The 23,928-nt window shown below is 38.2% G+C and carries 23 protein-coding genes and 1 pseudogene; 3 read left to right on the forward strand and 21 right to left on the reverse strand.

Features of this window, described 5'->3' with window-relative positions; translation table 11 throughout:
- From NTHER_RS16390 to NTHER_RS10990, 13 genes and pseudogenes are all read right to left on the reverse strand, one after another.
- Window positions 1-987, reverse strand: coding sequence for a xanthine dehydrogenase family protein molybdopterin-binding subunit (locus NTHER_RS16390; protein WP_012448570.1), 987 nt, complete (start codon window positions 985-987; stop codon window positions 1-3).
- Window positions 987-2,261 (reverse strand): xanthine dehydrogenase family protein molybdopterin-binding subunit, encoded by a 1,275-nt coding sequence (locus NTHER_RS16395; RefSeq protein ID WP_012448571.1) that lies wholly within the window; start codon window positions 2,259-2,261, stop codon window positions 987-989. Before NTHER_RS16395 ends, NTHER_RS16390 begins: the two co-directional genes overlap by 1 nt.
- Window positions 2,254-2,748 (reverse strand): (2Fe-2S)-binding protein, encoded by a 495-nt coding sequence (locus tag NTHER_RS15795; protein WP_012448572.1) that lies wholly within the window; start codon window positions 2,746-2,748, stop codon window positions 2,254-2,256. Before NTHER_RS15795 ends, NTHER_RS16395 begins: the two co-directional genes overlap by 8 nt.
- A gap of 13 nt (window positions 2,749-2,761) precedes the next feature.
- Window positions 2,762-3,640, reverse strand: coding sequence for an FAD binding domain-containing protein (locus tag NTHER_RS10945; protein WP_012448573.1), 879 nt, complete (start codon window positions 3,638-3,640; stop codon window positions 2,762-2,764).
- Window positions 3,641-3,670: 30 nt separating this feature from the next.
- Window positions 3,671-4,540 carry an isocitrate lyase/PEP mutase family protein gene (locus NTHER_RS10950; RefSeq protein ID WP_012448574.1) on the reverse strand — a complete coding sequence of 290 codons (870 nt, stop codon included), beginning with the start codon at window positions 4,538-4,540 and terminating at the stop codon, window positions 3,671-3,673.
- 46 nt (window positions 4,541-4,586) lie between these two features.
- Window positions 4,587-6,002, reverse strand: coding sequence for a glutamate mutase L (locus NTHER_RS10955; RefSeq protein WP_012448575.1), 1,416 nt, complete (start codon window positions 6,000-6,002; stop codon window positions 4,587-4,589).
- Window positions 6,003-6,014: 12 nt separating this feature from the next.
- Window positions 6,015-7,151, reverse strand: coding sequence for a 2-methylaconitate cis-trans isomerase PrpF family protein (locus tag NTHER_RS10960; protein WP_012448576.1), 1,137 nt, complete (start codon window positions 7,149-7,151; stop codon window positions 6,015-6,017).
- Window positions 7,152-7,241: 90 nt separating this feature from the next.
- Window positions 7,242-9,092, reverse strand: coding sequence for a cobalamin-dependent protein (locus NTHER_RS10965; protein WP_012448577.1), 1,851 nt, complete (start codon window positions 9,090-9,092; stop codon window positions 7,242-7,244).
- Window positions 9,085-9,642, reverse strand: coding sequence for a LeuD/DmdB family oxidoreductase small subunit (locus NTHER_RS10970; protein ID WP_012448578.1), 558 nt, complete (start codon window positions 9,640-9,642; stop codon window positions 9,085-9,087). The genes NTHER_RS10965 and NTHER_RS10970 overlap by 8 nt, the downstream gene beginning before the upstream one ends.
- Entirely contained in the window at window positions 9,635-10,831 is a 1,197-nt protein-coding gene (locus NTHER_RS10975) for a 3-isopropylmalate dehydratase large subunit (RefSeq protein ID WP_012448579.1), read from the reverse strand. The genes NTHER_RS10970 and NTHER_RS10975 overlap by 8 nt, the downstream gene beginning before the upstream one ends.
- 53 nt (window positions 10,832-10,884) lie before the next feature.
- Window positions 10,885-12,297 (reverse strand): hypothetical protein, encoded by a 1,413-nt coding sequence (locus NTHER_RS10980; protein ID WP_012448580.1) that lies wholly within the window; start codon window positions 12,295-12,297, stop codon window positions 10,885-10,887.
- Window positions 12,297-13,244, reverse strand: a pseudogene (locus NTHER_RS16535) (NAD(P)-dependent oxidoreductase); the annotation flags it as partial. The gene NTHER_RS10980 and the pseudogene NTHER_RS16535, both read right to left, overlap by 1 nt.
- 402 nt (window positions 13,245-13,646) lie before the next feature.
- Complete coding sequence (locus NTHER_RS10990) at window positions 13,647-15,323, reverse strand: sigma-54 interaction domain-containing protein (RefSeq protein WP_012448582.1); 1,677 nt, start codon at window positions 15,321-15,323, stop codon at window positions 13,647-13,649.
- A 186-nt stretch (window positions 15,324-15,509) separates the two neighbouring features.
- On the opposite strand from NTHER_RS10990, the gene NTHER_RS10995 reads away from it, so the two are divergent.
- Window positions 15,510-16,889, forward strand: coding sequence for a sodium:solute symporter family protein (locus NTHER_RS10995; RefSeq protein ID WP_012448583.1), 1,380 nt, complete (start codon window positions 15,510-15,512; stop codon window positions 16,887-16,889).
- A 68-nt stretch (window positions 16,890-16,957) separates the two neighbouring features.
- Here the strand turns inward: NTHER_RS10995 and NTHER_RS11000 are convergent, their stop codons facing one another.
- Window positions 16,958-17,566 (reverse strand): DJ-1/PfpI family protein, encoded by a 609-nt coding sequence (locus NTHER_RS11000; RefSeq protein WP_012448584.1) that lies wholly within the window; start codon window positions 17,564-17,566, stop codon window positions 16,958-16,960.
- Window positions 17,567-17,688: 122 nt separating this feature from the next.
- On the opposite strand from NTHER_RS11000, the gene NTHER_RS11005 reads away from it, so the two are divergent.
- Window positions 17,689-18,381 (forward strand): Dps family protein, encoded by a 693-nt coding sequence (locus NTHER_RS11005; protein ID WP_012448585.1) that lies wholly within the window; start codon window positions 17,689-17,691, stop codon window positions 18,379-18,381.
- A 130-nt stretch (window positions 18,382-18,511) separates the two neighbouring features.
- Here NTHER_RS11005 and NTHER_RS15955 read toward each other — a convergent pair whose 3' ends face one another.
- The 6 genes from NTHER_RS15955 to NTHER_RS11030 form a co-directional block, all read right to left on the reverse strand.
- Window positions 18,512-18,685 (reverse strand): hypothetical protein, encoded by a 174-nt coding sequence (locus tag NTHER_RS15955; RefSeq protein WP_012448586.1) that lies wholly within the window; start codon window positions 18,683-18,685, stop codon window positions 18,512-18,514.
- A 22-nt stretch (window positions 18,686-18,707) separates the two neighbouring features.
- Window positions 18,708-19,250, reverse strand: a complete 543-nt coding sequence (locus NTHER_RS11010) for a YdcF family protein (protein WP_202943849.1) — start codon at window positions 19,248-19,250, stop codon at window positions 18,708-18,710.
- Between the two features lie 156 nt (window positions 19,251-19,406).
- Window positions 19,407-20,159 carry a class I SAM-dependent methyltransferase gene (locus NTHER_RS11015; protein WP_012448588.1) on the reverse strand — a complete coding sequence of 251 codons (753 nt, stop codon included), beginning with the start codon at window positions 20,157-20,159 and terminating at the stop codon, window positions 19,407-19,409.
- A 38-nt stretch (window positions 20,160-20,197) separates the two neighbouring features.
- Entirely contained in the window at window positions 20,198-20,734 is a 537-nt protein-coding gene (locus tag NTHER_RS11020) for a DUF2284 domain-containing protein (RefSeq protein ID WP_012448589.1), read from the reverse strand.
- 78 nt (window positions 20,735-20,812) lie between these two features.
- The gene (locus tag NTHER_RS11025; protein WP_012448590.1) at window positions 20,813-21,787 is read right to left on the reverse strand and encodes a GTPase; all 975 of its coding nucleotides are present in this window, start codon (window positions 21,785-21,787) and stop codon (window positions 20,813-20,815) included.
- 62 nt (window positions 21,788-21,849) lie between these two features.
- The gene (locus NTHER_RS11030; RefSeq protein WP_158438260.1) at window positions 21,850-22,380 is read right to left on the reverse strand and encodes a hypothetical protein; all 531 of its coding nucleotides are present in this window, start codon (window positions 22,378-22,380) and stop codon (window positions 21,850-21,852) included.
- A 94-nt stretch (window positions 22,381-22,474) separates the two neighbouring features.
- On the opposite strand from NTHER_RS11030, the gene NTHER_RS11035 reads away from it, so the two are divergent.
- Window positions 22,475-22,942 carry a hypothetical protein gene (locus NTHER_RS11035; RefSeq protein WP_012448592.1) on the forward strand — a complete coding sequence of 156 codons (468 nt, stop codon included), beginning with the start codon at window positions 22,475-22,477 and terminating at the stop codon, window positions 22,940-22,942.
- Between the two features lie 14 nt (window positions 22,943-22,956).
- Here NTHER_RS11035 and NTHER_RS11040 read toward each other — a convergent pair whose 3' ends face one another.
- Entirely contained in the window at window positions 22,957-23,853 is an 897-nt protein-coding gene (locus NTHER_RS11040) for a hypothetical protein (protein ID WP_012448593.1), read from the reverse strand.
- Between the last annotated feature and the right edge of the window lie 75 nt (window positions 23,854-23,928).

A 23,928-nucleotide genomic window follows, 5' to 3' on the forward strand; every position in this document is an offset into this window, starting at 1 on the left:
TTAATTACCTCCCTCTTCAATTTTTTTCTCAATAATTTTTTCTTGAGTTATCGGTAATTCTTTAAGCCTTAAACCTGTTGCATTATAAATTCCATTTAATACGGCCGGTGCTGTGGGTATCAAGGCTGGTTCACCGACTCCCTTCGCCCCATAGGGCCCAGTTGGTTCTGGATCCTCTACGATCAAGGGATAAATTTCAGGTACATCCTTAGTAGTTGAAATTAAATAGTCCGAATAATTTGGGTTTTGAATCTTACAATCCTTTACCTTTAGTTCTTCAAGGGCGGCAAAACTCGCCCCCATTACGCACCCCCCTTCAATTTGACTTTCCACCTGCTTGGGATTGACTGCCTTACCAACATCGTGGGCAGCAATAACCCTGTTGATCTCTAATTCACCTGTTTCTGTATTAACTTCTACTTCTGCCACATGAGTAGCAAAAGCATAAGTCGCATAAGGACTACCTTCCATTGTTTCAGGATCCAAAGGTACTGTCTCTGGGTTGAAGGAACCACTTCCAATGACCAAAATTCCTTGTTTTTTACACTCGGCCATGATTTCAGTTATTTTAACACTATTCTTAGTAGAAGTATCAATGGCCTGCCCTGATTCCAAATTAATTTTATCTTTTTCTGTATTTAGCAACTGAGAGGCGACTTCTAATAAAGTATCACGAGCCATTTCAGCAGCCTTTTTGCAAGCATTTCCAGAAATATATGTCTGCCTACTGGCTGATGTTGCTCCACTCTCTGGTGTCACTCCTGTGTCTGCTGAAGTTACAAAAATGTTTTCAAAATTTAAACCTAAAGTTTCAGCTACTATCTGAGCCATGGTAGTATCAGAACCTTGTCCAATATCGGCACAACCAGTAAGCACGGTTGCTGAACAATCGGAATGCACTTCTACAAAGGCTGAAGCTGGATTGGGAAGACCGGTATTACCTATTCCATACCACATGCAACCAATACCTATACCTTTTTGTTTCATTAATTGTTCCTCCCTTCATCTCCAAAAATTTCTTCGGCTTTATCTCGTGCTTGCTCTATCGTTTCTGCAATTCCCACACTGTGTTCTAATACCTGATTCGTAGCAGTTTTGGAACCTTTTCTAAGAGCATTCTTCAATCTGATATCGAAGGGGTTCATATTAAGTTTTTCTGCCAGTATATCCATTTGACTTTCATGGGCTACTGCAACTTGCGGAACTCCAAATCCACGCATAGCTCCTGCCATAGGATTGTTGGTATAGACTAGATGCCCTTTTATACGAACATTGGGGACTTCATAAGGACCAGTAGCGTGTACTATCCCTCTTGTAAGAACACCCGGTCCGTAGGATGCATAAGCACCAGTATCCAAGAGGATTTCGGCATCTAAAGCTACGATCTTGCCATCTTTGGTTGCACCAGTTTTATATTTCATAAGATAGGGATGACGCTTGGAAGAAGTATGCATCGTCTCTTCAAAAGTGTGCACTATTTTAACAGGCCTTCCGGTATAGTAACTGAGAAGAGAAGCATGACACTGACCTGCAATGTCCAATTTTCCACCAAAACCTGCACCAGTTACGGCCTGAATTCCCCTAACTTTGTTTTGAGGTAAGCCTAATACTCGGCTGACCTCACCTCTATCAAAGTGAATATTTTGTGAAGCAGCCCAAAATTTCATAATTCCTTCATTATAATGAGCTACAGTTACTTGAGGTTCGATAAAGGCGTGAGCTACTTGTTGAGTAGTGTAGTTATTTTCTACAATTACATCACATTCTTCAAAGGCCTTGTCCACATCGTTTTTAATTAGGTTTTTCGTTATAGCCACATTTGAATCACCATGGACTTTCGGTGCCTTTTCATCCATAGCATCTTTAACATCTGATACCGGTGTAATTTCTTCAAGCTCTACCTCTACATTACGGGCAGCAGCTTCTGCTATTTCAGGGCTTTCAGCTGCTATCAAACAAAGAGCGTCTTGATTTCTTCGAATTTTATCTTCTACTAGGACGGGTTCATCTTTAAATATAATACCTACACCATTTTCTCCGGGAATATCTTCATGAGTAAGAATCGCTTTTACCCCTGGCATTTCCCTGGCTTTTTGAGTATTAATACTTTTTACATTGGCATGAGGGACATGACTTCGGAGTACTTTACCGTAAAGCATCCCTTCCATTTTGATATCATTACCAAAAAGGGCTTGTCCTGTAACTTTATCCAATGCATCTCGTTTGACGGCATCAGATCCAATTTGTCTGATCTTATCCATTGCCTTTGCCCTCCCTTCTATACTTAGCCGCTTGCTTAACTCCATCAACTATTTTGGTATATCCAGTACATCTACAGAGATTACCAGATATTGACGTCTTAATTTCCTCTTCTGAGGGAGTATCATTCTTATCCAGTAGAGTCTTGGTTGATAGAATCATGCCTGGGATACAAAAGCCACACTGTACTGCCCCTTGTTCAATAAAAGCTTCTTGTATGACATCCAACTCATTCTCCCCATTTGATACCCCTTCTATTGTTGTTATTTTAGAACCCTCGGCTTGAGGTGCTAGTACCATACAGGAGTTCACTATTTCGCCATCCATGATCACGGTGCAAACACCACACTCGCCTTCACCACAGCCTTCTTTTACTCCTGTCAAGTTAAAGTCGTCTCTTAACAGGTCCAATAAGCGTTTATTGGGTTTAGTCTCTACATCTACCTGTTTCCCATTTAATTCAAAGGAGATCTTCACTGTTTTATTCATTCTCTGCCCCTCCTTAAATTTTGTCTGCCGAATCCATGGCCTTAATTAAAGCTTTTTTAGCAACTCCTTTGATACTTTCTCGTTTAAAAGGAGCTGAAGATCTGTTACCTAAAGTTACTGCAGCTATTTCAGAAATTTTCTCTACTGTTTCAGTGATAACATCTTCATTTAACTTTTTACCTTTTAAATATTCTTCCGCTTCCACTGCTCTAAAAGGATTTTTAGCTACTGCTCCCAGTGAAATCCTTACATCCTGTAAAACTTTGTTCTCAGGTTCAACTTCAGCGTAAAAACCTACACTTAATCTGGCTATAGCCAAGGCCTTACGACGACCTAGCTTTTCAAATTCACTAATGCTATCAATCTTAGGTGTCTTAAAATAAATGTGAGTGAGTATTTCATTGGGCTTTATCACAGTTTGATTAATACCGCATAAAAACTCATCTAAAGCTAATTCTCTTTCACCTTCTTTGTTAGCCAAAACCACCTTGGCATCTAAAGCCATAAGTGCTGGCACAGAATCAGCAGCGGGAGAAGCATTAACTATATTTCCGCCAACAGTGCCTGTATTTCTGATTTGCGGTGACCCCACTTCTCCACAAGCCTTTGCTAGTGCTTTGGCTCTATCTTGAATTAGATTTGATTTTTCAATTGTACTAAAAGTAGTCATGGCACCGATCTTAATATAACCGTTTTCTTCTTTAATAAAATTAAGCTCGGGAATTTGCTTTAAATTAATCACTTGTTGAGGCTTTATTTCTTCTTCCTTTAAGTGAATCATCACATCTGTGCCACCTGCCAAAAGACATGGCTCATTGTCAGCTTTATCTAGTATATTAAGAGCTTCTGACAGTGACTTGGGAGCTAAATAATCAAACTCGGATAATATCATTGGCTTTTCCCTCCTCATATTCAGGTGATTTTACTGGCCTCTGACAAATTTTCCTTCTAAGTCTTTGATCTCTTTAAGTCCAATTAATTCGTTAAATTGTTCAAAAAGTAACATTTCACTTTCAAAAGATTCTGTGGAACCTTCTGTTTTCAAAGTACTCATTAGTTCGGACATGGCCTTTGCTGTTACATAGGTTGAAGCTGTTGGATAAATAACCAAGTTAAAGCCTAGTTCTTCAAGTTTATCTGCTTTCAATGTTGGTGTTCTTCCACCTTCTACCATATTAGCCAGGGTAGGTGCTTCAACTTTTTCATTAATAGTCTGCATCTCATCCATGCTCTCCGGGGATTCCAAGAAAATTATATCTGCCCCGGCTTTAACATAAGCATCTGCTCTTTTTAAAGCTTCTTCTAATCCATAAGTTGTTCTGGCATCAGTTCTGGCTATTATCTGAAAATCTTTATTTTTCCTAGCGGAGATGGCAGCTTCTATTTTCCCTACCATTTCATCTTGAGAAACAATTTGTCTCCCCACCATATGGCCGCACTTTTTGGGCATGACTTGGTCTTCTAACTGAATGGCCGCAACTCCGGCCTTCTCGTATTCCTCTACAGTTCGGATTACATTGATGGCATTACCAAACCCGGTATCAGCATCAGCAATTACTGGCACATTCACGGCATTGACAATTTTATTTGCTCTATCAAGCATTTCCGTCATAGTTAACAATCCTACATCGGGCTTTCCCAGGACACTTGCGGCTTGTCCATAACCTGTCATATATACAGCATTAAAGCCTGCTTGTTCGATAACTCGAGCTGTTAGCGCATCATGAGCTCCTGGTGCCATTAAAATTTCGTTTTTATTAATTAATTCTTTTAATTTAGTTGTATTGTTCATAACATAACCTCCTCGTTTTGCATTTAATTATTGATATTTGTCAGTGTTACAATTGATATGCCTGTTTCAATATCTGAAAGGCGTAATCTTCATCGACTCTACTAATAACTCCGGCTGCAAACAGCAGGTACTTTTCATCAATTATGATTTCTGGTTCAGTAGGTAGTAGAGAAATCCCAGGATTTTGAATGACATTATTTATAATTTCCTCACCTTGTTCCGGGGATCTGTGGGAGAAATACCCACCGACGGCTATTACTTTTTTAACCTTTCTTAAATCCCTGCCTATTGGCGTTCCGGGGACTATGCCCATAACTGGGTCTGCCTCTTTAGATATATATCCAGCGTGTCTTTTTAAAGCTACTTCTACCGCTGTTTCTGCCAACAACGAGTCAAATAATTCCTCTTGTTCGTTGGTAGCTACGTGATTTGTGTTTTCCTCAATATAGTTGCAATAGTTTCTGAATCCCTCTTCATACTCATTAGGATCTAAGTTGCTTTTTGATAAAATATTTTTGGGATGCATTGTTTCTATTACTCCCAGGGCACTAACCCTTAATCCTAAGTTACCTTCAACAGTTCGATATGCTTCTTGTTTTTCATTACTGACTACCAAGCCTTTTTCTTCATCCTCTAATTCTTCTAATTCGGGTAAAATGGAGTGAACATCAGTAGTGGCGCCGCCCAGGTCAACCACTACCACACCTCCGAGTCCTTCGTCCTTGTAAGTACCTTTGGCTAAGAGCTCGGCCCCTAAAAGTACCGCACCTGGAGTAGGGACAATCTGAGAGGTACTTAACTCTTTAACTAGTTGATCAGAGCCTTTGGCTTCAGTAATCTGTTTAATAAATTCCCTGTGAATGGCATCTCTTGCTTCTGTAACCTTGAGTTCATGAATAGTAGGCATAATATTACTGACTCGAGTGTAGTTCACTCCACCATCTTCAAGGATCTGGGCGGCCTTTTTTTGTGCTTTGATATTTCCGGCTATAATAACAAGACTGTTTACATCACTTTCCACAATTATCTCAGCATTTTCAATCAAAGATGTTTCATCACCAGAATCGGTCCCACCAGCCAGTAAAATAATGTCAGGATTAATTTCCTTTAGGATTTCCAGCCGGTACTCAGGCGTGTCTTCATGGGAGATGACTTCCAAAATCTTCGCACCTGCATTCATTGCCACTTCCTTACTGGCCTTGGCAGTTACTCTGGACATGTATCCCATGGCTACCATCCTCAGTCCTCCGGCTGCACTACTGGTGGCTAAAAAGTTTTTGGGATCAATTTCATCGACAGCTAGGTCATTTTGCAGTTTTTGCTTTCCTGACTGATAACCCTGGTATACATCTTTTAAGGTAGTTGGAAGTTGAGTTGTTGCCACTAATGAACTGTCCTTAAAAAGCCTTTGTTTTAAAAAAGTACTTCCAATATCAATTACCAGGTAATCAAATACACTCATGATGAAACTCACCTAGCCTTCTTTTGGTATATAACAGTTCCCATCCATAATTCTTCGAGCTGTCCGATTAATAGCAGCTTTGTTCAATATCCAATTTCCATTTTGTTCATCCTCATCGACCCGGACTTCAATTTCAATAAATCCTGCTGGATGTCCGATCTTAATAGTTGCTTCATCTTGGTCTTTTTTGGAACTCATAACCTGATTAACAATGGTGCCTTTAATCATAGCTGCTGAACCCGTACAGATGGTGCCAGTACCAGCATAAGTTTTGTGCATAACCTGCATAAACATCAAACGGGAATTGAAATCTATGCCACTTTCCTGTTGTGAATCTGAAGCTGGTGATACAAAAGCTACCATTGGAAAAGCCGGATTATTTTGTTCAGCTTGTTTCCAATCAGTTTCAATTCCCATCATTACAGCTGCTTTTCCCCTTATTTCTTCAAGGGTTTTTAAAGCTTCTTCATTATTGTCAATTTCTTCGGGGGTTTCATTTCCTCGTAAACCCAAGTCCTCAGCTCTAACAAAAACCATGGGGTTACCAGCATCAACTAAAGATGCCTCAATCTCTCCACAAGATTCAGTCGAAATTTTGTTCACTTCCTCGCCTGTAGGAAGTAATTCACCTGTTTTTGCACCGGCAGTATCGGAAAAGTCTATAGATATTGGAGCACCTTGCCCAGGAACACCATCAATTTGATAATCACCAATTACTTTGGATAAGCCATCTACAACAGGTACTTTCTCAATCAAAATCTTGTTAGTATTTGTGTTATGAACTCTCACAGTAGTATATGGTTCTTCAGCTTGGACATAACCTTTATCTATTGCAAACGGTCCTACAGCTGAGGATACATTCCCGCAATTACCGGAATAATCAATTTTGGCAGCAGTATATGAAACTTGCCCAAAAGTATAATCAATATCAGCATCTTCTCTAGTGGGTGGTCCAATAATTGCAAGTTTACTTGTTAGAGGGTCTGCCCCCCCAAGGCCATCAATTTGCCTTGGATCGGGGCTTCCAAAAATTCTTAGAATCAAATTATCTCTTTCTTCCTGATTTGTCGGAAGATCTTTATCCTTAAGAAAAATGGCTTTACTCGTGCCGCCTCTCATAATAGTTGTTGGGACTTTTTCCTGATCCACACTAACCCCTCCTTAGTTCCGGCCTTTGAAACGATTGATAAATAGTTACCGGAAGGAATTTAATAACTTAACAGTTCCTTATCTCTTTTCTTATTTATTGCCGAGTTTTGTATTAATCCAATCTACAATCTCTTCATAAGAACTACCAGGTCCAAAGAAAACATCTACACCTAAAAAGCCAGGACCTTCTTTTTCGATTCTTTCTTCGTACTCTTTGTGTTCCTCTTCTTTTTCCGCTATTCGGCCTCCGGCCATCAAGTGAACTTCATCTCTTAAACCAAGTTCTCTTAGCCTTTGATCAACTCGCGGATACAATGAGCCACCTAGACCAAGTAAATTACTGACTCCCACCAATTTCGCTTGGGTTTCGGCAGCAACTTCGGCTACCGCCTCTGGTAAGTTCATTCCTCTTAAGAAAATAACTTCGTAACCGGCTTCTTCACATGCTTCTTTAACCTTGTTTATACCAATTACATGGGCATCCGCGCCTACTGTAGCAAGGACTATTTTTTCATCGTGGATGACTTCAGTTTCTTTAGGTGGTTCTACATCTTCTTTCGCTATCGGCATATACTGCTCATCTACACCTTGAGGTGTACAACCCGGAATATATCTGCGTATTCCATCCTGATCCCTATGAGTTTTTACGTATCTCTGTAGATCCCATCCACCTGCTCTTGGTGTATCTAGAACTCCGCTCTTTCCAGCAGTGACAATAAGATCTATCAGCTCTTCTGAATCAAACTGTTGCCAAAATTCTTCGGTGATTTCTTCAGGCGATAACATTCTATCCATTTTGAGAGCTGCTGATAGTACTGCCATGGCTTCTGTTTGGATTTCTTCTTTTCTCTTCTCGATAAAGGGATCATTTATCTCAGTTTGATACATGCTCTCAAAGACATTCTGAGATGCCCAAATGGCCTTTGACATTGATTCGCCTGTTGGAATACCTACTGATTCTGCTGCTTTAGGCCTGTAAAAGTTAGCTTCTCCCAATTTGGCACTGACTGCCATTCTAGCAAAGTGAGCCTGCTCTGCCCTAAAATCTGCTGGTGGATCCTGGAACGTTTCAGGTACAACGATAATAAACTCACTCCAGGTCGTCTCTTTAAATGCTTTCATTACTGCTATATCAGCTAACAGGTTGATACCACCTACGTTCATCTGAATAGCACTTAAAGCTCTATCCAACCCAGCTTTAACTGCCAAACCTTCGGATAATAAACACATGGCCAGGGCCATTCCGTCAGTACCTAAAATATTATTTACATGCTTGTGTGAATCCAATTGAACAAAGATATTATTTTCTGCACAAATTTGAATTGCTTTGTAACTGTTAGTCACCTTAGTCTTGTAGTCATGAATTCCTCGGCCTCCGAAATGAACGTGAATAACTGGTCCAATATCTGTTCCATCAAAACCTGCCATCAATGAATTCAAAATCGAAATATGAGGAGTGTCCCCAGTTGCATTTATCCTCATGGGATGGACACTTCCACCACCCATTTGAACATACTCTCTTTCACCTTTAGGTGTAATTCCACCTTTACCACGTGACTGTTCAACCAACTCTATTCCATCTAAAGGATCTATATGCCGAGTGGCCTCAGAGTGAACGAAATGAAACATTTGAACGCCTAGTTCTTCAGCTTTGTCGTACATAATCTTGGATTCTTTGAAGGTTTCTTCAGCTGTATTCCTGCCTAAAATTGGGTTCATAACTGGCATTTTCTCTTTTTCAGCCTGTCTCCCTAGTTCTGTTAAGCGGTAACCGCTTCTAACTACTCCATTAACTTCTCTAGGAAATGGGTCTGGCAAGTTTTTAATTTCTCCGTCCTCGCCAATATAGGGCATATCCACATCAAAAGCCTTTTCATAAGCTCTTATTCTGTCAATATCTTCACGAATAATTCGCTTAGTATTTGGCCTTTCACTACTCATTCATATCACCTCTTATATTTAATATCATTTTGACTTTGTTGATCAGTCCACCGGCTTCCAGTGTTTCCATGGTGACTTGTGATAGCTCCTCTAGTTGGAAAGTTTTATCTTTTGTGATATTTTCCAACTTATACTGATATATTTTTAATTGCACTTCATCCCCTGTTTCTATTTCTTCCACCACATCACCATATAATACAGGAAGACCGATATTTATTGCATTCCTTCTAAAAATCCTGGCAAAAGATTTAGCAATAATTGCTGAAACACCCGCATCTTTTAAAGCTATAGGAGCTTGCTCCCTGCTAGAACCACAACCAAAATTGTCTCCACCTATGATAATGTCACCCTGCTGTACTCGCTCCGAAAAATCAGGTATTGAACTACCTTTTAAAACGTAGTGTCTCAGCTGTTCCTTTGGTGCTGACATGGCGTATCCTGGTAAAATTTGATCTGTATCTATATTATCCCCCAATACAAAAGCTTTTCCTCTAAACCTTTCATCTTGCATCGGCGAAAACTCTTTCCTTGTCTCTCTTGTCTTATTCATTTAACCGCTCCTTTGATAATGTGATTTTTCCTGTCAAAGCGCTCTCAACTGCTGTTCGAGGAGAGACCAAATAAATTTCGGCTTCAGGATGTCCCATCCTCCCGGGGAAATTTCTATTGGTAGTCGATAGACCAACCTCTCCAGGTGCCAGTAAACCTTGATGAGCACCATAACAAGGTCCACAACCAGGGTTTGTAATCACTGCCCCTGCGTTTCTAAGTGTTTCGGTAATTTCTCTCTTTTCCATTTCAACCAACACTTTTTCAGAAGCTGGAATCACTATCATATCAACATTTTCGGAAATTCTTTTCCCATCTAGTACTTTGGCAGCTATTTCCATATCACTGAACCTTCCGTTAGTACAGCTACCTATAACTACTTGGTCAATTTCGGTCCCGGCCACTTGTGAAATTGGCTTAACATTTCCGGGAGAAGCAGGGCAAGCAGCCACGGGTTCTAATTCGGAAGCTTTTATTGTATAGCTTTCCTTAACAGAACCAATTTCTTCCCCTTGATCCACATATCCAATCATAGCTCCCATTTCAATAGCCATATTTGAAATAGTCATTTTCTCATCTATACTCAAATTCGTTATACCACCACCGCCAAAAATCACAGCTTTATCAGTAAAACCATTAGTCCCAAACTTACCTAGAATAGTTAAAATGATATCTTTAGCGTATACTCCTTGAGGTAACTCTCCATCGATTTGAATCAGGTAAGTGTCCGGTACTTCCAAATCGATGGTTCCAAGAGCCATAACAGCGGCCAGTTCTGTAGAACCAACAGCTACAGATAAAGCCCCAGATGCACCGGCTGTGCAGGTGTGAGAATCGGCTCCAACTACCAGTTGGCCTTTTTGATAGAGGCCCTGTTCATAAATTACCTGATGGATCACACCGTCACTTCGATCGTATAATCTAGCTCCTGTCTTTTTAGCGAATTCTTTCACTGATTTATGCTGCTGACGTGACTGTACAGATGAAGCCGGAATGTTGTGATCAATAACAAAGGCTACTTTCTTGGGATCAAATAGTCTATCTGTTCCTATATCGTAAAATCTTTCTACAGCTAATGGTCCGGTTACATCGTGGGCAACTACAAGGTCTGCATAGCAAGAGACTTCTTCCCCTACTTCAACATGATCTCTACCAGCTTTTTCTGCTATTAATCTTTCAATGATATTCATGAAAGTTTCACCTTCTTTCCCTGATCATTTTATTGTTTAAATTAGTCATGTTATTAATCCACCAGAACTATGCCCAAGTCTTCCGCTATTTGTTTGGCCTTGTCCAAAGAAGGAGTTGCATCTCTTAATACTAATCTTCCACCACCACGATTCAAGGTATCTACCATAGCGCTTCCTTCATCGGTTTCTATAGTAACGCGCTGTATCTGACTTTCTTCATTTTGCTTAACTTCAACTTCAATACCCATGGACTCTATTTTCTTCATGACATTTTGATACATTTCATAATCGGAGGTGGAAGCACCAAATACAGCTCCCATTAATATCCCTGGAACATTGATACCCCTTCTGGCAAACAGTTCAGGGTATAGCTCAATAGTCACTCCTTTAATGTTTCCATTGGTTAAATAATGGGCTATTCTACCAGCATTGGTTGGTGAGCCAACTGCCTGACTGCTTCCTCCCACAACTGCTTCTCCTAAAGTTTCAGTAATGGGTTTTGCCCCTTTGGCCAACCCTTTTGCTATTTCTTTAGCTTCTTTTCCAGTTTCTTCTATTCTAGTTTCTTCTTCATCTTTAATAGATTGATCTATTAACTGTTCAACAGGAGCTTTGGTCTTAAAGAATGGCTCCATAAATTTGATGACAGAAGGTACTACGTGTTTGGCAGAAATCTTATGAACCTCACTGGCCATAGCTATCATTACGTCCACTGGCACATTGACTTCCAGGCTAGTATTAATCGCCAAACCTGCAGACATATTACCCAAGAGTACAGCTCCTCCAATATGAGTTGCACAAAGTCCCGGTACCATTACTCTCGGAGTACATGGGTTTGCGATGGTGGGCGATAAAGCTAGTACCATTGCTTTTTCCATTTCATCAGGATTTCCACCTTTTATTTCTACAAATGCGGCAGCGCTGGCAGCAGCACCGGCACCGAAGCCTTCCATATTACAGCCCGTTGTGGTTTTACCAACTCTGAACATGGAACCTACCTTCAAAAGAACGCAGGCAACTTCCTGAACGCGTTTAATATCATAACCATGATCTTTCATGGCTTTTATGATCCCCGTATAAGGGCATGAATCACCTGTTCCGGCACATGGTTCCACACCGATAGTGTGATTACCAACCTGGGCAGCTAAAGTATTTGTCAGAATATCATTTATAAAATCATCTTCAAATAACTTGGCTCCTTGTTTCTCGGCTTCTAGTAGTTGATCACCTACTGTACCAAATAGTAAGCTTTCCCCAGAAGTTAATCCAATTTCTACAGCCTTCAAGTTGTGTTCAAATTCGCCTAAAGCGTCTTCCAATATTTCAGCTTGAGATTTATTAGTTTGTAGCTCGGCTTCTGCCAAAACCACATCTACTACTCTGCTATTATTTTCTCGGGCTATATTAATTAGCTCACCCAAAGTTAGTGGCATTTGAGATTTAACCTGATCAACTAAATTGCTCATTATTTCTCGTCATCCTTTCTGACTTTTGTTCCAGTCCATTTTTCGTACATATTAATCATGGCAGAGATATCTCTGTCTCCTAGACCTTCACATCTGGCAGCTTCGTAAAGCTGTTGCGTCAAATTACCCATTATCAAGGGCATATTCATATCTTTAGCCGTTGATATCGCTAACTCTAAATCTTTGTATTCCAGATCAATAGAGAACCCAGGGTCAAAATTGCCTTGAGAAATGAATTTGGGATATTTAGCCTCTAGAGCATAGGATCTACCAGAACTTTCACTAATAACTTCGAATAGCACGTCAGGATCCAAGCCGGCTTTTGTACCCAAAGCCATTGCTTCAGAAGCAATCAACATATTAGCGCCTAACATTAAATTGTTAACAAGCTTCAAGGTATCTCCTGCACCCACATCTCCAACATGGAATATTTTATTGCAGATACAGTTCAATACCGGTCGCGCTTGGTCAACTACATCAGATTTTCCACCTACCATTACTGTCAGCGTCCCTTTTTCTGCTCCAGCTGCCCCACCACTTACAGGAGCATCGATAACTTCTACACCTTGTTTGGTTGCTTGATCTGCAACTTCTCGAATAGCTTTTGGCGGAATACTGCTTAAATCAATTAAAACAGTGTTTTCTTTAGCACCTTCTAAAACTCCACTTTCGCCAAGGATAACTTTTTTAACGATACTGTCATTAGGAAGAGATGTAAGAACAACGTCTGCAGTAGCAGCAGCTTCCGCTGGTGAACTAGCTTTCTCCGCACCTTGATCTACGAATTCTTGTACGACATTTTCGTCAACATCAAAAACTATCATAGAATAATCATTTTTTAATATATTCTGAGCCATCCTCTTTCCCATAACACCTAATCCGATAAATCCTACTTTCATATAATATCCCTCCAAAATTGTAATTTTTTTGTTAGGTTTTCTGCATTCCCTTACATTTTCTGTACTATAGTTTGTGCAACTTCTATGCCAAAATTTCTATATCTAAGAATAAATAGATAGTTAAACATTCATGACTATTTGTGAAAGACTGACACAAAGGTCTACATAGGGCCTTAGTTTTCTGAAATATTTTGCAATACTCATCCCCTTTTATACAGTATTTCAAAATAAAAATAGGCCTACATATTTCAAATTTGAAATATGTAGGCCCCAAAAAAAATTGTAGTAGCTAACAGAAAGCAGTCATATCAGCTTTAAATCATGTGTTGTTTCAATATTGAAATGTATATTTCAATATTGAAATGCTTCTCAATCTGTCAACTGTGAATAGATTTCTTGTATGATATACTTTCATATAAGTTCCATTTGTTAAGATCCAATTTATTTATATTAACCCTCAATATTTAACTTTTTCATTTTTCTCCACAATGTAGCCGGACTTATATTTAATCTTTTGGCAGCTTTGGCCCTAATTCCTTTAACTTCTTTCAACACTGCCTCAATTACTTGTTTTTCGTAATTAGCAACTATATCATCGAGACTTCTTTGTCCTGTATCATTATCTAGATTAATTGGATTACCTTCGGTATCTTCTATTTCCTCCATGTAATTCTGGGCTGTAATACCATTGCCATTATTAAATTTAAAGTTTAAATGCTTTTTTCTAATGTAATTATCATCACCAATCAGATTAAAAGCTCTTTCTATACAGTTATATAATTCTCGTACATTTCCAGGCCAATCATAATTTATCAGCATTTCCAGCGCTTCTTTGTCGACACCCTTAATGGCCTTACCGAAAATCGAATTCATTTTAATAATTGTTTCATTAACAAGCAAGGGGATATCTTCTTTCATATCTCTTAATGGTGGTAATTTAACTTCTATTACATTTAATCTAAAAAATAAATCTCGTCTAAACTGTCCCTTTTGAATCATGTCTTCCAAGTTCCTGTTAGTAGCTGCAATTATTCGTAGGTTTAAGGGAATTACCTTGCGACCACCAATTCTAGTGACTTCTTTTTCTTGTAATACCCGCAATAATTTTGACTGTAGATCCAAGTCCATTTCGCTAATTTCGTCCAAAAATAAAGTTCCATTATTAGCTTTTTCAAAAACTCCAGTAGCTCCACCTTTTTTAGCGCCAGTAAAAGCTCCTTCCACATAACCGAATAAATTACTCTCGATCAATGATGGCGGAAGTGCAGCACAATTAATAGCTATAAAAGGTTTACTGCATCTATAGCTTGCATTGTGAATTGATTGGGCAAATAATTCTTTACCAGTACCTGTCTCACCGCAAATTAGTACACTTGAATCGGAACTGGCAGCAGCTTCTCCCAATTCTTTAGCTTTTCTCATCTGCTGACTTTCACCAATTATGTCAGTAAAATTGTATTTAGCAGTCTGATATTTTTTAACTTCTTCTAAAAGCTTTTGATTTTTAAGAGCTGTATCTTCATTATTAAATCCAAATCCAATTTCCTTAGTAATGGGAATCCTAACAGCACTGGCACCACTGATAAAAGTAGATTTCCCCAGTACAGGCTTTTGAGCTTTCATACATTCCTTGGCGGCTTCACTAACTTTGCCAAGTAATTGATTGTTGACATCTCCCTTGGAATTAACTGCATTAAGTCTTTTTCCTTCATCATCAAAGAGGACGGCTTGTCCCCCTGCTACTTTTGCAATATAAGGTAAAGATGCCAATAAAGCTTCTTCAAGATTCCTGTTTCGTTCTGCCACTTCCGCCTTACTGCAGCAGAGCACATAATCGCCAACTGGTAGACACCAAGCTTCAGCATTATGTTTTAGCTGGCTATTACCGTAGACTGCTTCCCCTTTTTTAGCAGCTTCCCTGGCTAACTCATACTGTAGGTCTTCCAGGTGCTCTAGCTGCTTCCCATTGGAATCAATAACCTTCAGCCTGACCCCTTTTTTGTCAGTAATAGTGGCATAACCACCAATCACTTTAGCCAAAAGGGGTAAGCTCTTGGCTAAACTTTCAAAAGTGTTGCTATCCCTATCATTTAGGTTGTCATTTAAATTCTTTTGATAACTTCCCAATGCTAATCCCCCTGACTAATGAGCTTAGTTGTGATAGAATATTGAAATCATTAGTTTATTATTTTATTAGTTATAATTTAATTGATTAAATCCATTATAACGTAACTGAAATATATTGCAAGTTTGAAATATATCGATAATTAAATTTTGAAATATTGATAACAAGAATGAAAGGGGGAGCACTAGATGTTGTCCATAACTCATATAGTTAGTATTTTGTTTACTTTGATTTTAGTTACAGCAGTTGGCATATACTCTGCTTCTAGGGTAAACAGCGCCAGCGATTTTTCTGTAGGAGGGAGATCAATAAGTGCATCCTTAATAATTGGTACAATTGTTGGAACTTTAGTAGGAGGAGCGGCTACCATTGGAACAGCTCAACTAGCCTTCACCGATGGTTTTAGTGCCTGGTGGTTTACTCTAGGGGGTGGATTGACCTGTATTTTTATGGGAACTTTTTTAGCAAAACCATTAAGACAAGCAGAAGTAGATACAATTCCAGGCTTTTTGGCTTCCTTTTATGGACAAAAGGCCAGACCTATAGCCAGTACATTTTCCTCCATGGGAATATTTTTAAATGTAGTTGGACAAACCCTGGCAGCTGTGGCTTTAATCACTTCTATGGTCAATATTAGTTCCATGTTAGCTGCAATAATTGCGGTGTTTTTAATAATCGTATATGTTATCTTCGGAGGAGTTTGGGGAACTGGTCTAGTTGGAAGGCTAAAAGTAATTTTATTGTATATTTCACTAGTAGCAGCCGGTTTAGCTGCTTTTTATTATATTGGCGGCACAGTTGGAATTGCAGAAAATTTCCATCCATTAGAAATGAATAGAGAATGGTACAGTTTATTTAATAGAGGTATCAATACCGACTTGGCTGCAGGATTTTCCATGTTTGTGGGGGTTTTATCTACCCAAACCTATTTACAGGCAGTCTTCTCAGGAAAAAATATCGCAACTTCTATTAAAGGGTCAGTTATTTCAGGAATCATTATTCCGCCCATCGGTTTACTTGCTATGTTGGTAGGTCTTTTTATGAGGGTTTCTCACCCCACCATAGAGCCCAGAAGTGCATTACCTTTATTTGTGATCAATTATCTTCCTGATTGGATAGGCGGAATTGTCCTGGCCACCCTGTTAATTTCTATTATTGGAACAGGTGCAGGTCTAATTCTGGGTATTAGCACAATGCTAAGCCAAGATCTATACAAAAAATTAATTAATCCTTCTGCATCCCAGAAAAAAGTGTTACTATTTACCAGGTCAGCTATTATTTTATTCAGTACTTTAACTCTTTTGTTTGTTACCGGAAATTTACAATCATTGATTCTTAACTGGAGCTTCTTATCTATGGGATTAAGAGGTGCTACTATCTGTATCCCATTATTAGGAGCTATCTTTTTAAAAGATTATATTAATCCTAAGGCCGGCCTTGTAGCTTTATTCCTGGCTCCTTTGATTACTATTATTTGGGCAATCATGCCCCAGGCTACAATAGACCCTCTTTACATCGGGTTGGGAGTAAGTCTTCTTACAGTGTTGTTTGGCTCAATATTTAAATAAGCAAAATGTCAACAAGCAAATGTCTCTGATATTGTGCTAGTGGTGGTATTGATATATCAAAATTAAAATTATTGTTTAAGATTATATTCCATAAATTCCTGGGTTTGTTGAGAAATTTCAGCCCCAAACAGCCTTTCAACTACTTGAAAAGCCATATTTATCCCAGCGGAAATCCCGGCAGAAGTTATGAAATTACCTTCATCCACAACTTTCTGATCTCGTACTACAGTAACCTCTGGATAAGAGCTTGCTAGCTTTGTTAAATTTTCATGATGAGTTGTTGCTTTTTTGCCCTTCAAAAGTCCAGCTTCGGCAAGTAGTATTGAACCAGTGCAGACAGAAGTTGTTAACATTGTCCCTTCATTTTGCTTTCTGATCCAGTCTAATAATTTTGAATTTTTCACTTGCCATCTCACACCTAATCCACCCGGAATTACTAATATGTCATATTGTCCACTAGTCTGAAAAGATCTGTCGGGCTGTACTTTAAGACCATGACGACACTCTACTTGCTCACCTGTTTCCGAAATAGTATCCACTTGAAATGGAGTCCTATCTTCAGAATCATAGGATTGACCTTTAAATCTAGTGACTGAAAACACCTCATAAGGTCCAGTAAAATCTAGAACCTCCACCTGATCAAAAATCAGAATCCCCACACTATAATGTTGATTCATATAATATCCCCTTTCAGCTATAAGCTATAATATTGGTTATAACTACCATAGTATATTATATCATTTTTTTACAAAAGCTATCAGTGGATTTAAATACACTACTACAAGAGAGGAGGGATATTTTGGAAGATACTAAAGTTCAACTGTCCAATAGGGTTCCTCAAGACAACCACGATGGAAACTTTAACTTGCAGACATCAGGTATGGATACCACAATGCCAGGACATTCAAGCAATCACTCAATGATTACCCGGCAAGAACCACGGACAGAAAAGCCCTATCGAGATCTGGCCTGTGGAATTAATCTACCCTTTAATACCAGACAAGAAATGGGCTTAATGTTAGACGACCATCAGTGCGCTTTGACAGTAGTATTGCATCAGTACAATAAACATCACTGGCTAACAGAAGGTGCTGAGTCCTTTTTAAGTCTTCACCATTTATTGGAGGAACACATCCATAAGACCCAGGAACACATCGATAAAATTGGTGAAAGAGTAGCCCGCCTGGGAGTAGTGCCAACTGCTCACCCTGAGACCCAACATCAAATTTCTTATATTAAGCACGAGATAGAGGGTCGCTACTCGATGAGGGATTTCTTGCGAAACGATTTAGAAAATGAACTAAAACTACAAGAAATGCTGCGAAAAACTATCGGCAGGGCTCATGAAATTCAGGACTACGGTACAGTGGAAGTTCTTGAGGAAATCCTTGTAGATAGAGAAGACTTAGGATATCACCTGTTTAGCGTCCTGGAAGACGACACATTAGTTCAAAAGTCAGCTCTGGGATTCAGCAATCGAGCTGATTATTAAGAGAAAAAAGTGAAAGTTTAATCAAGATCATGTTAATAATTATTGAACCTTAGTTAAATTTTTATTAAGCTTTACTGAATTAAACCAAATACTTCAAATAAAAAAAGGGGGCCTCAATATTTGGCCCCTTTTAAACATTATTCCGATAGTTGACCACAGAACCAATAATTGTGAGAAAACCTAAAACAGCAAATGTATAACCTACAGCCAGATTATTCTCAGTACCCAGTATAATATATAAACCGATTAAAAAAACCGCTATACTTCCAAATAGACCTCTAATAGCTTTGCGTTTGGTCGACATGTGATCACCTCTTTAAAACTAGTTATCGGTATGGTAAAGAAATTATATAACCTATATAAAATATTACCTCCCGTATCAGAAAGGGTACTTGACTCCTCAATGTTTCATAAGCAGAGCCCGGGGTTGGTGAAGGATAAACATCCATTCCCTTTGTTTCCGCAATAGTAATAGCGCGTCTCATATGCAGAGGATCACTTACTACAATAAAAGATTCAAGCTCGTGTTCAGCAGCTATTTCTTGAGCATATTTAAAATTTTCTTCTGTTATACTTGATTTAGTTTCAATCAGAATATCATCCTTTTGAACTTGATTTTTTATAGCATAATCTTTTGCAACTTGAGATTCAGCACGGTCCGTATCTTCAGCTTTACCTCCAGTAAGTATAAGTTTGTCTACATATTCGTTTTCGTAAATCCAAATGGCGTGATTTAACCTCTCTTCAAAAACAGGAGAGGGTTGACCATCCCATACAGCTGCCCCTAAGACAATCGCCGCATCTGCATCAACCAGCTCATTCTGTGCTCCAAAAGTCCAAATTCTAATAGCAGCAAAAATTATTAACATAATTATAACCGCTAAAGGGATTAGAAATTTTTTGCTACTCAATATTTTCCGTATGGAAGAGAAAACTTTTATCATATCAATCACCTTATCTGTGCTTTATATGACTACATGCTTTTTTTACATGACTTAATTTAACATCAACTATATGCTAGCAACTTATTTCTTACAAATATACACACCAAACTCATTTCTATTAGCTTGGTTCCCCTGTAAATCTTTGTAACTGTCTATTTTGGAGAAACCAGCTTCTGTTAATACATTTTTTACTTCTTCAAAGGAAAAAGCTCTCTGTTTTTCACGATATTCAATGATTTCTTCTTTAGTCAAGTCTATCACAATACACTTTTCATAGCGATATCCGTCAACTATGGATTTTTCGCTCATAATAAATTTATCTTCCTGTTCTGCCCAGTCTTTCTCTTGATCCGTAGTCTGATCAGGCTTTATCTGGGGACCAGCAGTCTTTAAAAAGAAAACTCCTTGGGGTTTTAGAGCCTTATAAATCTTAGCAAAATGATCCATCAACTCTTCAGGGCTCATAAAACCTAGTGTATGATTATATGCAAATATCATATCATATTCATCAGTTTCAGTGAGCTCTGAGCCTCTCTGCAATCTGTATTCGATCTGTAATCCTTCTTTTTGGCTGCGTTTTCTCGCTTCTTCTAAGTATAGCTCTGCAACATCAATCCCTACTACGGAATAACCTTTTTTTGCCAATTCGATGGCATGTCTACCGTTACCACATCCCAAATCCAATATTTTTGCCCCTGGCCTAATTCCAGTTAAACCTTCGGCTTCTTCAACTTCTTTAAGGGAGTCTTCATCACTGGGAAAACCTTGCCATTCGATAAACGACTTTTGGGCTTCACTGTCCTCCCACTTCCAGTTGATTACTTTTCGCTTCAAAGGATAACCCCCCCTAAACGAAATTTTAACGTCTCACATCATTCAATCATTATGATAGCGTATCTATTCATTTGCTGCTGATAATTTGACAGCACTTCTATTGGATAGCCAACTTTTTTAACTGTTTCAAACACGTCTACTCCCAAAGCCTCTGGTGTAGGACGAGACCACTGTTTATAAACACAATCAGTCATTTCCCTGGGACAATCTTGACATTGATAACAGATAGTTGCTAAAAAAGCCATGACTTTATAATAACCTGCATAAAATATTTCTTTTTCCAGTTCTATTAAGTTCTTATCAATTTCTCTGAATACTTCAGAATCTTTATCTCCGTGATAAGCTGGGACTTGAATACGTAAAATTACCGCTTTGGAGTATTCAGAAAAAAACTTTTCACATTCTTGGACTGTGGGCATATTAGGCGGACACACTGCTTTTGTGCCATAAGTATCACACATAAATAAACATTTAAAACGAACCCATTGCTTGACGACTATTTCCTTAGAGTCTATCCACTTATAATCTTGAAACCCATATTTGTTTATTAAGTCTTCCACATGTTGATCATTCATTGTCATCACCTCACCTTTTAATCAATATTAATGATAAATTTAATTTTCTGCCACTATATAATTGATATATATATCAATTCACCTGATTTGTAATTCCACTATATCCCCGTCTTCTAAGACATGATCCTGGGGTACCGCCTGTCCATCAAAACGTGCTGACCCCCATACCAAAGCACTTTGCAGTTTATCGGGAAAGTCCCTATGGACAGTTTCGGCAAAGTCCAAAACTGTACTTCCCTTTCTTAAAATAAATGGACGTTCGGTGTCTACGGGTTTTCCAGCAGGTTTACCATATACTCGAATAACTTCTAAAATTTCAAATAACTCTTCTCTTAATTGATCTAGACCTGTACCATCTGTAGCTGCCTCCCAAATTGTCAGTTCAGGATTGAACTCCTTTATTAGATCCATATTTTCCTTTGCCCCCGGCAAATCCATTTTCATAGCCACCACCATATAAGGTATAGGAGCGACAATTTCCCCATCTTCCGACAGGTCAATCACACCTTTATCCTGTAGTAAGTTTAAACAACCTTCCAGTTGATCCAAACAATCATCAGAACCAGCATCAATCATAATAAGTAAAGCATCGGCATTTCTGATAGTACCGATTAATTCCGAAGCAATACTATCTTCCATCACCGGAGGTGTGTCGACTAATTGTACCCATGTGTCCCGATAAGGCATCATTCCCGGAAGAGGTAAAGCTGTAGAGTAGGGGTAATCTGCCACCTTGGCTTTAGCACGTGTCAATGTTGCTACTAAAGAGGATTTCCCCGTATTAGGATAACCAACTAAAACTATCTGTCCGGCTCCCTGCTTTTCAATATGAAAAGGGTTGTACGTACTTTTATAAGATTTCTTTTTCTTGTCCTCTTCTTCTCGGAGGCGAGCCATCCTTCTTTTAATATCAGCTTGAAGTTTTTCCGTACCCTTATGTTTGGGAATTTCCTTTAACATAGTTTTCAATGCTTCCATTTTGTCTTCAGGAGTTGTAGCTTTACGATACGCTTCTTCAGCCTCATAATATTGTGGTGGAAGATTAGCAGGCATTATAACCCCCCTTTTAAACAATCAATTTTGAAGCTTCTTTAGAGAGCATCACAGTTACACAGTTAATAAAAAATCAAATACAACAAATACTGTCCCATTACAACCAAAATAAAAATAAAAAATACCCCTAAAGTTAGCATTGTCGCAAAATTAATCATAAGCCGTAATGGACCTTGATCTGTTACAAAAAAATGGTGTTTATAAAATTCAGGCTTTCTAAGGATAGCCTCACAAATTGCCCAAACCCAGCCTACAAACAACCATCTTGGATCGATAAAAAATATAATTGCCATATTTACAAGTATTTTCCACCCATCTATCTTAAAAGTATATAGCCATCCAAAGATACCAAATACCACATTTAAAATTATCGCTATCACTTTGTTCTTTGCCTGACTTTTTTGGCTTATCTCAGAATTACATATAGTGCACCTTCCATCACGCAATTCAACAATCTGCTCACAGTTACTACAATATACTCCGCCCCTTCTGGCAGCTCTTTTTGTTTGTTCTAATAGATCCCAATTTGGGAATCCTCTCCAGGGCATTGTTTCACCTCTCCTCACCCAGCATAAAATAATTTTACCGATCAAACTAAACACTGAATAAGTACTCAAATTAAAGGTTACTTTATGTGGTGAGTAATTATTGTATTAAAGTATTTATTTTATCTTCTGGAGTGATTAAATGAATTTAGAGTTAGAGCCCTATCATTATTCCATGATTTTTACCACCATCTTGGCATTAATCGTAATTTTAGCCATACCAAAAAAATCTATTCGAGATTTATTTATCTGGGCTGTTCTATTCGGTTATGTAATAGATTTTCTGATCCTATTGGGATTTTATTTCTTAAACCTTCAGGCTGGTTATCAAAACTTTGGTCCATTTGGTTTTTACAATATTTCTATCTTTCATCCTATGGCATGGACTTTCTATTTTATAATTTATCTCTATTTTCTTCCTAAAGAACGCTTGTATAGATTTGTAGCGCCATTTATTGCTGCTCTACATAGTACCTTTGTTGCTAATATTCTAGTTGAATTAAATGTTTTTCTTTGGGTATACGAACGAATCTTTATACCTTATTTAATTTATTTAACCTGGCATTTACTGGTAACTTATATATATGATCGCTATGTTTTCATCGATTAGTAGAATTACTTTAACTAGTAGGGCTCTAACTCCAACTCCTCTTCTTGATCTTCCCATCTGATTACAAACTCAATCACCTCATCCTTTTTCAAAGGATAGTCCATATGATTATCAAAGGAATATCTACCATTTTCATCCAGTAGAGTCTCTTGACTACTTTGTGAGGTTGTACCGCTTCCATCACCATGTTTATTATAAAAATATTTGCATCTTATATAAGAAAGATCTTCTACATTATCATTTAAATATTGGAGATCAAATTCATAATAACCATAAAATTCTAACTCATCATCTTCTTTGTTATTAGTCCACTCATACTCATAGAATTCAAATTGTACTTCCACTTCCCAGTTATCACCGTGTCCACGAAAAATTTCTTCTTGTATATCATGCATTCCGTAAAATACTGCATCTCGCAATTGTTCTAATTCACTTTTTATTTCAATATTATCAAGTTCAACTGGATCATAGAGAATAAAAACATTTTTAGCACTTGCTAGTTTATAATCTTCATCAAATAAATGGGCAAACTCGTCTAATTGTGACGGTGTAACATGGTAGTCCATGGGGAATGATTCCATGCGATCAGCAACACTTTCAAACTCGTAAACAAATAAATGATTTTGATGTTCTCCAACTTTATAAGATTTCATCCTAACAGCTGAACCTTCCCACATTACTTCCTCTGTTAGTGGAGAATCTAGTTCCACTTCTTGCAGTGCTAATCCTTTATCTTTTATACTATCTTCAACTTTTTCGTGGGTTAATAATTCCAAATGGGAGTTTTCCACGTCTTGATTAATGCTTTCATCATTATTCATGCATCCAGTAGCCGCAATCAAAATGCATATTAAAAAAGCATAATGTATTCCAATCATAGTATACCTAATTTTATTTTTAGATTTCCTCACGGTTCCACCTCCACAAGATATAGTTAGCATTGCATCTTATTTTTCATTTTTCATCCTTTTATGTTTATGCAAATT

The sequence above is a fragment of the Natranaerobius thermophilus JW/NM-WN-LF genome (genome assembly GCF_000020005.1).
In the GTDB taxonomy this organism is placed as follows: Bacteria; Bacillota; Natranaerobiia; order Natranaerobiales; family Natranaerobiaceae; genus Natranaerobius; species Natranaerobius thermophilus.